The sequence below is a fragment of the Rhizobium sp. CBN3 genome (assembly GCF_030518245.1).
Taxonomy (GTDB): Bacteria; Pseudomonadota; Alphaproteobacteria; order Rhizobiales; family Rhizobiaceae; genus Rhizobium; species Rhizobium aethiopicum_A.
Window position 1 is genome coordinate 212,793 of record NZ_JAULSE010000007.1, and the last position, 11,908, is coordinate 224,700.

Below are 11,908 nucleotides of genomic sequence, written 5' to 3' on the forward strand. Positions count from 1 at the left end.
GCGGGGAAATCCCCGCCGCTTCAATGTATTTCGAAAGGGCTTGCTTAGGCCATTGCCTTCTGCTGGTTCTGGTCGATCTTGTCGAGGAAGGCGGTGGTGGAGAGCCACGGCTGATCGGGACCGATCAGCAGCGCCAGGTCCTTGGTCATGAAGCCGGATTCGACGGTGTCGACGCAGACCTTTTCCAGCGTCGAGGCGAACTTGGCGAGTTCGGCGTTGTCGTCGAGCTTGGCGCGGTGGGCGAGACCGCGGGTCCAGGCGAAGATCGAAGCGATCGAGTTCGTCGAGGTTTCCTGGCCCTTCTGGTGCTGGCGGTAATGACGGGTGACGGTGCCGTGAGCGGCTTCCGCTTCGACCGTCTTGCCGTCCGGCGTCAGCAGAACCGAGGTCATCAGGCCGAGTGAGCCGAAGCCCTGGGCAACGGTATCGGACTGAACGTCGCCGTCGTAGTTCTTGCAGGCCCAGACGTAGCCGCCAGACCACTTCAGGGCCGAGGCAACCATATCGTCGATGAGGCGGTGTTCGTAGGTGATGCCGGCTTCCTTGAACTGGTCCTTGAATTCGGTCTCGTAGACTTCCTCGAAGATGTCCTTGAAGCGGCCGTCATAGGCCTTGAGGATGGTGTTCTTGGTCGACAGGTAGACCGGCCACTTGCGCATCAGGCCGTACATCATCGAGGCGCGGGCAAATTCGCGGATCGATTCGTCGAGGTTGTACATGGCCATGGCAACGCCGGCGCCCGGCGCGTTGAAGACTTCCTTCTCGATGACCGTGCCGTCTTCGCCGACGAACTTGATCGTCAGCTTGCCCTTACCGGGGAATTTGAAATCGGTGGCGCGATACTGGTCGCCGAAGGCATGGCGGCCGACGACGATCGGCTGGGTCCAGCCGGGAACGAGGCGCGGCACGTTGCGGCAGATGATCGGCTCGCGGAAGATGACGCCGCCGAGGATGTTGCGGATGGTGCCGTTCGGGCTCTTCCACATTTCCTTGAGGTTGAATTCCTTGACGCGGGCTTCATCCGGCGTGATGGTCGCGCACTTGATGCCGACGCCGTACTTCTTGATGGCGTTGGCGGCATCGACGGTGACTTGGTCGTTGGTGGCGTCGCGATTTTCGACCGAGAGGTCGTAATAGTCGATATCGAGGTCGAGATACGGATGGATCAGCTTATCCTTGATGAGCTGCCAGATGATGCGCGTCATTTCATCGCCGTCGAGATCGGCGACGGGATTGGCGACCTTGATCTTCTTCATGTATCTGCCTCGTAAGCTTGGAAGGGGATATTGTCCCGGCTGGGTGGTGTAATCCGGAGCGCTATAGCATTGTGAGCCGGGAACGCAAAGCTGCAACGGGCAGGGACATGACGTTTTTGCCGCCATTGCCAAGTGCTGGAAAATGGCTAACCTCCGCGGCATAAGCCCGCCCGAGTCCCGGACATTTTGCCATGAAGAAGATCGCCGTTCTGTTCGCCGGCCTTATTGCCGCCGTGTCTGTCGCACCTGGGCTTTTGTTTGCGGCCGATGCGACTGAGCCGGTCAAGGAAATCATGAAGGACACGCAGAAGAACTGGGCGAGCGACGTCAGCGACTGGATCGATATTTTCGAGGAAAGCATGCTCGGCCGGCTCTACAGCAAGGACTTCGGCGACAAATACAAAGCGGCCGCCCAGAACCCGGCGGCCGACGAGGACGGCATTTCGCCCTTCGATTATGACGTGATCGTCAACGGCCAGGATGCCTGTCCGCTGCAGGACCTTTCCATCGAAAGCGGCCAGCCAGCAAACGGCACGACAGAGGTGACTGTGAAATTCAAGGCGACGACCTGCATGGAAGGCGCACCCAACAAGGATGACTTCACGATTGTCCGTTTCGAGGTGATTGAGGAGAACGGCAAATCCGTCATTGACGACATCATGGTTCAGGGGGAAGAGGGGCAGAGGCCGAGCTCGCTCAAGGAATCCATGGTGCTGATCGCCAAGGGCCAGTAAGGGCGCGACATTCGATCGGCATCGGAGGGGGCTGGTCGGCGGTTTGATTTCCGCTCCCGCGGGGGTATCTATCTATCCTCATGGCATGAGGGGCTCATGCATTTGTTTTCCCGTTTTCAGTTCCGCGACTGGCTGCTTGCCAATGATCCGGCGCTTTCGCGCCTGCGCATGGCCTCGCGGGTGACGCTGACCATCGTCCTCGTATTCCTGATCCTGCTTGCGATAAAAGCTTTCATCTTGCCGCTGCCGACGGCGGCCTTCGGCCTCGGCATCGTGCTGTCTATCGAAGGCGGGGTGGCGGTGCGCGACAAAGGCAATGCACGCCAGCTGGTGACACGGCTGTTCGGCTGTGCTGTAAGCCTTGTTGCCGTCGCCATTGCCGCAGGGCTCGAGGATCAGCGCGTTCTCTCCGACCTCGTCTTTCTCGTCATCATCCTGCTCGCATCGGCGGGGCGCGTGTTCGGGCCGCGCGGCTTTGCGATCGGCATGTTCGCCTTCACCTCCTATTTCATGGGGGCCTATTTCCAGCCGCCGCTTGCCGAACTGCCTGAGGTGACGATCGGGCCTGTCGTCTCCGTGCTTGTCGGACATGTGGTAAGGGCGGTGCTTCTACCTGACGACTGGCGGCGCGATCTGCTGCGCTCGCTCGAAAGTGTCAGCGGGCGGATTAATCAGATCCTCTTCAGGCTCGCTGCCCTTGCTGCCAGTGGCGATATCGGCGATGCCGACCGGCAGGAACTGCGCCAGCTGGAAGAGCGGCTGAAGGAAGTGGTGCTAATGGCCGAGACCTTCATCCCGCGCCCGGCAGCGGGCGTCTTCGACGGCGCTTCCGATCCCGCTGCGGAGCTGGCGATCCGGCTCTTCGATGCGCATCTTGCCGCCGAAAGCGCTATTGTGCTGAGCTTCCAGAGCCCGCCGCCCTTTGCACTCGTTCACGCGGTAATTGAGGCGGATGCGGCAGAACTCAAAAGATATGAGCGAATAACCGAGGCCATCAAGGATCAGCCGCAGAGCGAAACCGTACGGGCGCTGCTCTGGCTGGGCGAAGCGCGGTGGCTACTGACCGAGGCGATCAACAACGGACGTGCATCCGGTTTCTCCTGCATTGATGCGGCTAAGGATACAGCTCAAGCACAAGCTCAAGCGATCGATTTTTCGCTGGCCAATCCGCTGCTGCGTTCAGCGCTGCAGATCACGCTCGCCGCGGCGACCGCCATGGGCTTTGGGCTGCTCTTGTCGCGTGAGCGCTGGTTTTGGGCGGTGCTTGCCTCTTTCCTTGTCTTTACCAACACCAATTCGCGCGGCGATACAGCTATGAAAGCGTTGTCGCGCTCGCTCGGCACGGTGTTCGGCATCGCCATGGGCCTCGTGCTGGCGACGTCGATTTCCGGCGAGCCTGATATCGCTATCCCGGTCGTGGCCATATGCATCTTTCTCGCCTTCTATTTCCTGCAGGTTTCGTACGCGACGATGACCTTCTTCATTTCGATCGTACTCTGTCTGGTCTACGGCATGACCGGCGTATTGACGCTCGATCTTCTCAAACTGCGCATCGGGGAGACCATGATCGGCGCGGCGGCCGGAACGGCAGTTGCTTTCGTCGTTTTCCCGGCGCGCACGCGCGGCGCGCTCGATGCTGCGGTCGCCCGTTGGTTCCAGGCGCTGCGCGAGCTGCTTGACGCAATCGGCGAGGGCAAGAGCGGTTTCGAGTTGATCGCGTTGTCGCAGAAGATCGATGCCTGCTACCGCGACGTGACGGTGGCGGCCCGCCCGCTTGGCTCCCCCTGGTCGGTGGTGACGCGGCCTGGCCAGATCCGCCAGACATTGGCGATCTTTCTTTCCTGCACCTATTGGGCGCGCGTCCTGGCGAGGAGCTATGAAGCACCGCCTGCCGACGTTGATCAGAGGAGGCTGATCGCGGCGGATCTGGCGCTGATCGATGATGCGGCGCCACGCGGCTCTGCTTGTTTCTTCGTCAAGCGCAGGGCGTCGCGGACGACGGGGCGGCATTTGCCAGTGTCGCGAGAGGGCGCCCGGGTGGGGCTCGAGATGATCGGTTCGGCGCTGGAAAGGCTCTATCCGCAGGCCGACACCTTGCCGTTTGCGTCGGGCGAGGCTATTGCGCGCTCGAAACAGGGATAAGACCATGGCAGGCACGAACAGCGAGCGTCAACTTATGGCCGAAGGACCGGCCATCATACTGGTCGAGCCGCAGATGGGCGAGAACATCGGCATGGTGGCGCGCGCCATGGCGAATTTCGGCCTGGCCGAACTGCGTCTCGTCAATCCGCGCGACGGCTGGCCGAACGAGAAAGCGCAGGCGACGGCCTCCAAGGCAGACCACGTGATCGAGGCCACCAAAGTCTATGACACGTTGGAGCAGGCGATTGCCGATCTCAATTTCGTCTACGCCACGACGGCGCGCAGCCGCGACAACTATAAACCGGTGCGCTCCCCGGTCTTTGCCGCGCAAACGCTGCGCACAAGGTTCCGGGCAGGCGAGGAAACGGGCATTCTCTTCGGCCGTGAGCGCTGGGGCCTGACCAATGAGGAAGTGGCGCTGGCTGACGAGATCGTGACCTTCCCGGTCAATCCCGCCTTCGCGTCGCTGAATATTGCTCAGGCCGTGCTTCTGATGTCCTATGAATGGATGAAGTCCGGCATGGAAGATCTGGAGGCCGTGCCGTTCCAGGCGCTCGAGCAGCGGCCTTCCACAAAGGAGCAGCTCTTCGGCCTGTTCGACCAGCTGGAAGAAGCACTCGATTCACGCAACTATTTCCATCCGCCCTCGAAAAAACCGAAAATGGTGGACAACCTTCGCGCTGTTCTTTCCCGCCGGGCCTTCACGGAACAGGAAATCAGCGTGCTGCGCGGCGTCATCTCCTCCCTCGATCGCTTTTCGCGTAACAGTCCGCGTAAAGGCGGTTTCACCAGATCCGGCAAGGAAGCGCCAACCGATGACAGCGCCGACCAATGAACTGAAACCCGTCCTCGTCTTCGATTCGGGCATAGGCGGGCTGACCGTGCTGCGCGAGGCGCGTGTGCTGATGCCGGAACGCGGCTTCATCTATGTCGCGGACGATGCCGGCTTTCCCTACGGCGGCTGGGAGGAGCAGGCGCTGAAGGAGCGCATCATCGGGCTCTTCGGCAAGCTGCTTCAAGAGCATGATCCAGAAGTCTGCATCATCGCCTGCAACACCGCCTTCACCCTTGTCGGCGCCGACCTGCGCGCGGCCTTTCCGCAGATGACCTTCGTCGGCACAGTGCCAGCGATCAAACCGGCGGCGGAACGGACGCGCTCAGGCTTGGTTTCGGTGCTGGCGACGCCGGGGACGGTAAAGCGCGCCTATACGCGCGACCTCATCCAGTCCTTCGCGCAGCAATGCCACGTGCGGCTTGTCGGCTCGGAAAATCTTGCGCGCATGGCCGAAGCCTATATTCGCGGCGACGCGGTCTCCGACGAGGCCGTGCTTGCTGAGATCGACCAGTGCTTCGTCGAGAAAGAGGGGCACAAGACCGATATCGTGGTGCTTGCCTGCACGCACTATCCCTTCATGGCCAACCTCTTCCGCCGTCTTGCGCCTTGGCCGGTCGACTGGCTCGATCCGGCCGAGGCAATCGCGCGGCGCGCCCGTACGCTGGTGCCGCTGATTGCCGATGCCGTGCATCCGGATAATTTCGACTTTTCAGTCTTCACGTCAGGCAAGCCCGATTTTGCCACGCGGCGGCTGATGCAGGGATTCGGCTTGAGGGCATGAGCGGAATTGTCCTGTGGGTTGGCGAAATCCAGCCCTGAAATACTGTCCATTCTTTGATAGACGGGGCGTTGCCGTTTCGGAAGAATGGCACTTCATTCATGTGAGTCTCTTCGCCGCGAGGATCAGCATTGCAGGTTGGCATCGATATGGGATTGGCGTCCGGCGCTCCGGCGACACTCGATATCGAGGAGTTGCTGGCGACCCGTCTGCTCGTGCAAGGCAATTCCGGCTCCGGCAAATCACATCTCCTGCGCCGCCTGCTCGAGCAATCCGCGCAATGGGTGCAGCAGGTCATCATCGATCCCGAGGGTGATTTCGTCACCCTTAGCGACAGGTTCGGTCATGTCGTCGTCGACGGCGAGCGCACCGAGGCGGAACTGGCAGGCATCGCCAATCGCATCCGACAGCATCGCGTTTCCTGCGTTCTGACGCTCGAAGGACTTGATATCGAGCAGCAGATGCGCGCTGCCGCCGCCTTCCTCAACGGCATGTTCGATGCCGATCGCGAATATTGGTATCCCGTCCTCGTCGTCGTCGACGAGGCGCAGATGTTTGCGCCCTCTGTCGGCGGCGATGTTTCGGAAGATGCGCGCAAGATGTCTCTGGGCGCGATGACCAATCTGATGTGCCGCGGCCGCAAGCGCGGGCTTGCCGGCGTGATCGCCACGCAGCGGCTTGCGAAGCTCGCCAAGAATGTCGCGGCCGAAGCCTCGAACTTCCTGATGGGCCGCACCTTCCTCGATATCGACATGGCGCGCGCCGCCGACCTGCTCGGCATGGACCGGCGCCAGGCGGAAATGTTCCGGGATCTGAAGCGCGGCAATTTCGTCGCCCTCGGGCCGGCCTTGTCGCGCCGGCCGCTGCCGATCCAGATCGGCGCCGTGGAGACCTCGGCGCGCTCCTCCAGCCCGAAGCTGATGCCGCTGCCGGATGCACCCCAGGACGTCGAGGACCTGATCTTCACGCCCGACCCGGAAGAGTTCCAGCGCCCGCTCGTGCGTCGCCCGCCGCCGGCGCCGCGGCCGACGACCGATATCCTGGCCGAACTCTCGCGCTCGACGGCGGCGGCACCCCCAGCGCCGGTGGAGGCGAGGGCGAGCCAGGCGGAGATCTCGCCCGAGGAGCGGGAGGAGCGCCTTGCCGGCGTGCTCGCCGAAATTCTCGACGATCCCGCATCCGCCTTCCGCACCGATTCCGTGCTTTACCAGGACTTCCTTGTCCGGCTGCGCATGCGCCGCGTGCCGGGACCGCCGATCGCGCTGCCGGATTTCCGCCGGCGCGTGGCGATTTCGCGCTCCGGCGTCGATGCGGCAACAGCCGCGAGCGATCAGTGGTCGACGGCGCTGTCGCTGTCGGCGGGCGTCACCGACGATTTGCAGGGTGTCTTCCTGATGCTCGCGAAGGCCGCTGTCTGCGGCGAACCGTGCCCGTCCGACGCGCGCATTGCCCGTGCCTACGGCACGCATTCGACGCGGCGCGCCCGACGGCTGCTCGGTTATTTCGAGGAACAGGGGGTCGTCGTCGTGCACACGGATTTCTCCGGCAGGCGCATTGTGGCGTTCCCCGACATGAATTGTCAGACGGCGCCGGGCGATGCGAACGCGCCGGATACGGGCGATCAGCCGTTGGCAGCGGAATAGTGGCGTTTTCGGACTTTGGCGCAGTTGACATTTTCATGACGGGCCTCTAAAGACCGCTCCAAGCACCGGGCAGCAATGTCCGGTGTTTCATTTGACATGTCCCGTGGATGGTTTCTGTTCGCGTAACCGAAACATCCTGTCAGGTCTCGGCAGAGGTCAGAGGAGGGCGTGTTTCCTTCGCGCGGTTTGGCAACAAGCCGCCATAAACCTTTGAAAGGAAATACGATGAGCAAGCGCGAATCGTCCAAGTACAAAATTGACCGCCGTATGGGCGAAAACATCTGGGGCCGTCCGAAGTCCCCGGTGAACCGCCGCGAATACGGCCCGGGCCAGCACGGCCAGCGCCGCAAGGGCAAGCTGTCGGACTTCGGTGTGCAGCTGCGCGCCAAGCAGAAGCTCAAGGGTTACTACGGTGACCTGCGCGAGAAGCAGTTCCGCGCGATCTTCGCAGAAGCCGCCCGCCGCAAGGGCGACACCTCGGAAAACCTGATCGGTCTGCTGGAATCGCGCCTCGACGCGATCGTCTATCGCGCCAAGTTCGTTCCGACGGTCTTTGCTGCCCGTCAGTTCGTCAACCATGGCCACGTGACCGTCAACGGCGTCCGCGTCAACATCGGTTCCTACCGTTGCAAGGCCGGCGACGTCATCGAAGTTCGCGAAAAGTCGAAGCAGCTGGTGACTGTTCTGGAAGCCGTCAGCCTCGCCGAGCGCGACGTTCCCGACTATATCGAAGTCGATCACAACAAGATGGTCGCCACCTACGGCCGCGTTCCGACCCTCAGCGACGTTCCGTTCCCGGTCGTCATGGAACCGCATCTGGTCGTCGAATTCTATTCGCGTTAAGAAAAACCAGGCGTTTTCGCATATGGAAAAGCCGCTCTTTCGGGCGGCTTTTTTGTTATCCGGAGAGAAGCGATGGCGGATTTGCAGGCGACCCTCGATAGCATCTACAGCGATATCCTGCCACGTATCGGCGAGGGCAAGGTCGCCGACTATATTCCCGAGCTTGCCAAGGTGGACCCGCGGCAGTTCGGCATGGCGATCGTCACCGTTGACGGGCAGGTCTATCGCGTCGGCGATGCCGATATCGCCTTTTCGATCCAGAGCATATCCAAGGTCTTCACGCTGACCTTGGCGCTTGGCAAGGTCGGCGAGGGACTGTGGAAGCGAGTCGGGCGTGAACCATCGGGATCGGCCTTCAATTCGATCGTGCAGCTCGAACACGAGAGCGGCATTCCCCGCAATCCCTTCATCAATGCCGGCGCGATCGCTGTCACTGACGTTGTCATGGCGGGCCATGCGCCGCGCGAAGCGATCGGCGAGCTGCTGCGTTTCGTGCGTTATCTCGCCGACGACGAGTCGATCACCATCGACGACAAGGTGGCGCGGTCGGAGACGCAGACCGGATACCGCAATGTTGCGCTTGCCAATTTCATGCGCGCCTATCGCAATCTCGATCATCCCGTCGATCACGTGCTCGGCGTCTATTTCCATCAATGCGCGCTCGCGATGAGTTGCGAACAGTTGGCCCGGGCCGGGCTGTTCCTGGCGGCGCGGGGCAGCAATCCGATGACTGGTCATTCCGTGGTCTCGCCGAAGCGGGCGCGGCGTATCAATGCGCTGATGTTGACCTGCGGCCATTATGACGGTTCGGGCGACTTTGCCTATCATGTCGGCCTGCCCGGCAAGAGCGGCGTCGGCGGCGGCATTTTTGCGGTAGCGCCCGGTATTGCCTCGATCGCGGTCTGGTCGCCGGGGCTGAACAAGGTCGGCAATTCGCAGCTTGGCGCCGTGGCGCTCGAGATGCTTGCGGCCCGCACCGGTTGGTCGGTTTTCGGCGATTGAGGCTGTGTTGCCAGGCTGCTTTCTGCTATGGCAAGTTCACCTTCGATAGGACAAGCAATGAATATCGCAGCGAATATCGCGGATGAGCTCGAAGCGGACGACGGCGTTGGTCTTGCACTCTTTGCCGATGCGCCGCGTTCGGTCTCCTTCAACAAGCTGCGCAAGCGCCTGCTCAGGCAAGTACGTCAGGCTTTCGATGACTTCGACATGCTGAAGGGACAGAAGCGCTGGCTGGTCGGCCTCTCCGGCGGCAAGGATTCCTACGGTCTGCTTGCGCTGCTGCTCGATCTCAAATGGCGCGGGCTGCTGCCCGTCGAGCTCATCGCCTGCAATCTCGATCAGGGACAGCCGAACTTTCCGAAGCATGTGCTGCCGGATTATCTGACGAAGATCGGCGTCCGGCATCGGATCGAATATCGCGACACCTATTCGATCGTGAAGGAGAAGGTGCCCGAAGGCGCCACCTATTGCTCGCTCTGTTCGCGGCTGCGGCGCGGCAATCTCTACCGCATCGCGAGGGAGGAGGGCTGCGACGCGCTGGTCCTCGGCCATCACCGTGAGGACATTCTCGAAACCTTCTTCATGAATTTCTTCCACGGTGGGCGGCTTGCCTCGATGCCGGCAAAGCTTCTGAACGACGAGGGCGACCTGATGGTGCTGCGGCCGCTTGCCTATGCCGCCGAAGACGACCTCGCCAAGTTCGCCGCCGCCATGCAGTTTCCGATCATCCCCTGCGATCTCTGCGGTTCGCAGGACGGGCTGCAGCGCAATGCGATGAAGGACATGCTTGCCGATATCGAACGGCGCATGCCTGGACGCAAGGACACGATGCTGCGGGCGCTTTCCCATGTGAACCCCTCGCATCTGCTCGATCCGAAACTCTTCGACTTTTCCAGCCTTGGTGTCACCGATCCTTCATGAAAGGCCGGCTAAGCAGGCTGGCTCTTTGCATGAAGGACAGCAATTCGCATGACTATTTCAGATCAGGATATTCTCTTTCTCGGCGAATGCGTAAGGGAGGCGGCGCGTGCGGAGGTCATGCCGCGTTTTCGCAACCTCGGCGACACGGATGTTTCGGAAAAAACCTCGGCAACCGATCTGGTGACGCAGGCGGATCTGCTTGCCGAACACCGGATCACCGCAGCGCTGAAAGAGCGTTTTCCCTCAGCGCTTATCGTCGGCGAGGAGGCCTATGACGCCGATAAATCGGTGGTGCCGGCGCTTGCCGATGCCGAGCTTGCCTTCGTCATCGATCCTGTCGACGGCACGTTCAATTTCGCCGCCGGACTGCCCGTTTTCGGAACGATGCTTGCGGTTACTGTCCGGGGCGAGACCGTCGCGGGCATCATTTACGATCCCGCTCTCGGCGACACGGTTACGGCGATCAAGGGGGCGGGCGCCTTTATGTCGCGCCAGGACGGACAATCGAGCAGGCTGAAGGTGGCTGCGCCTGCCGGCTTGAACCAGATGGTCGGCGGCATGTCGTGGGGCCATATGGAGGAACCCGACCGCTCGCGAATCTGCGCCAACATGGCGAAGGCGCGGATGACCTTCGCCTTCAACTGCTCGGCCTATGAATATTGGATGGTCGCATCCGGCAAGATGCATTTCATCGGGCATGCGAAGCTGATGCCCTGGGATCACCTGGCCGGCGTGCTCGCGCACCAGGAGGCGGGCGGCCACACGGCGAAATTCGATGGCACGCCCTATCGTCCGGGCGAGACGACCGGCGGCATTATCTCTGCGCCCGATAAGGAAAGCTGGCAGCTGGTTCGCCGCGAGATCGTCGGCATCTGATATAAGGCCTCGGCCGAAGTGATAGGATTTGATATGACAACAAACGTTGACGTGACTGTTCTTGCCGATCTCTTGCGCCGCGCGGCAAAGGCCGAGATCCTGCCGCGCTTCCGCCGGCTCGGCCGGGATGAGGTGCGCGCCAAGAGCGAGGCGACCGATCTTGTCACCGAGGCCGACGAGCAGGCCGAGCGGATGATCAAGTCGGAAGCGCAACGGCTCTGGCCGGACGCGCTGTTCCTCGGGGAAGAGTCGGTCGCGGCCGACCCGACGCTGCTTGGTAGGCTTGCCGATGCCGATCTCGCGATCGTGGTCGATCCGGTCGACGGAACATTCAACTTCGCCGCCGGCATCCCGGCCTTCGGTGTCATGGCCTCGGTCATATCAGGCGGCGAAACCGTTGCCGGCATTATCTACGATCCGATGGGCGACGACTGGGTGATGGCGGAGAAGGGCGGTGGTGCCTGGCTTCGCCGGCCCGATGGCGACGCCCAGCGACTGCGCGCTGCCGAGCCTGTCGAGCTCGACCAGATGGTCGGCATGGCTTCGACCGGCTACCTGCCGGTGGAGAAGCGCGCCGAGGTCCTTGGCAATCTCGCCAAGGTGCGTTTCCTCACCAACTACCGCTGTGCTGCCCACGAATACCGCACCCTTGCCGGCGGGCACGTCCATTACCTGATGTACAACAAGCTGATGCCTTGGGATCATCTTGCCGGCACGCTGATCTCTCAGGAGGCCGGCGCCTATGCCGCCCGCTTCGACGGCTCGCCCTACCTGCCGCAGCATCTCGACGGCGGACTGCTGATTGCGCCCGACAAGGCATCATGGGACACGCTGCGGCGTGAGGTCGTTACCGTCTAAACCTATGCGACCGGCCGTCG

11 protein-coding genes are annotated in these 11,908 nt (G+C 61.9%); 10 read left to right on the top strand and 1 reads right to left on the bottom strand.

All coding sequences use genetic code 11. From position 1 onward, the window contains the following. Positions 1-44: 44 nt before the first annotated feature. A complete protein-coding gene (locus QWJ46_RS13580) occupies positions 45-1,256 on the bottom strand; it encodes an NADP-dependent isocitrate dehydrogenase (protein WP_302751590.1) in 1,212 nt (403 codons plus the stop codon). 191 nt (positions 1,257-1,447) lie between these two features. On the opposite strand from QWJ46_RS13580, the gene QWJ46_RS13585 reads away from it, so the two are divergent. The 10 genes from QWJ46_RS13585 to QWJ46_RS13630 all read left to right on the top strand — a co-directional run bounded on the left by QWJ46_RS13585 (position 1,448) and on the right by QWJ46_RS13630 (position 11,888). Next, a complete protein-coding gene (locus tag QWJ46_RS13585) occupies positions 1,448-1,990 on the top strand; it encodes a hypothetical protein (RefSeq protein WP_302751591.1) in 543 nt (180 codons plus the stop codon). Between the two features lie 96 nt (positions 1,991-2,086). Further along, the gene (locus QWJ46_RS13590) at positions 2,087-4,132 is read left to right on the top strand and encodes an FUSC family protein (RefSeq protein WP_302751592.1); all 2,046 of its coding nucleotides are present in this window, start codon (positions 2,087-2,089) and stop codon (positions 4,130-4,132) included. A 4-nt stretch (positions 4,133-4,136) separates the two neighbouring features. Further along, entirely contained in the window at positions 4,137-4,967 is an 831-nt protein-coding gene (locus QWJ46_RS13595) for an RNA methyltransferase (RefSeq protein WP_302751593.1), read from the top strand. After that, entirely contained in the window at positions 4,948-5,748 is an 801-nt protein-coding gene (gene murI / locus QWJ46_RS13600; protein ID WP_064705128.1) for a glutamate racemase, read from the top strand. The genes QWJ46_RS13595 and murI overlap by 20 nt, the downstream gene beginning before the upstream one ends. 128 nt (positions 5,749-5,876) lie before the next feature. Further along, positions 5,877-7,388 (top strand): ATP-binding protein, encoded by a 1,512-nt coding sequence (locus tag QWJ46_RS13605; protein WP_302751595.1) that lies wholly within the window; start codon positions 5,877-5,879, stop codon positions 7,386-7,388. A gap of 225 nt (positions 7,389-7,613) precedes the next feature. After that, positions 7,614-8,231 carry a 30S ribosomal protein S4 gene (gene rpsD / locus QWJ46_RS13610; protein WP_064685423.1) on the top strand — a complete coding sequence of 206 codons (618 nt, stop codon included), beginning with the start codon at positions 7,614-7,616 and terminating at the stop codon, positions 8,229-8,231. Positions 8,232-8,303: 72 nt separating this feature from the next. Beyond that, the gene (locus QWJ46_RS13615; protein WP_302751596.1) at positions 8,304-9,233 is read left to right on the top strand and encodes a glutaminase; all 930 of its coding nucleotides are present in this window, start codon (positions 8,304-8,306) and stop codon (positions 9,231-9,233) included. A 57-nt stretch (positions 9,234-9,290) separates the two neighbouring features. Further along, complete coding sequence (gene ttcA / locus QWJ46_RS13620) at positions 9,291-10,154, top strand: tRNA 2-thiocytidine(32) synthetase TtcA (RefSeq protein WP_302751597.1); 864 nt, start codon at positions 9,291-9,293, stop codon at positions 10,152-10,154. Positions 10,155-10,202: 48 nt separating this feature from the next. Then, positions 10,203-11,030 (top strand): inositol monophosphatase family protein, encoded by an 828-nt coding sequence (locus tag QWJ46_RS13625; RefSeq protein ID WP_302751598.1) that lies wholly within the window; start codon positions 10,203-10,205, stop codon positions 11,028-11,030. A gap of 33 nt (positions 11,031-11,063) precedes the next feature. After that, complete coding sequence (locus tag QWJ46_RS13630) at positions 11,064-11,888, top strand: inositol monophosphatase family protein (RefSeq protein WP_302751600.1); 825 nt, start codon at positions 11,064-11,066, stop codon at positions 11,886-11,888. The last annotated feature ends 20 nt before the right edge of the window (positions 11,889-11,908 follow it).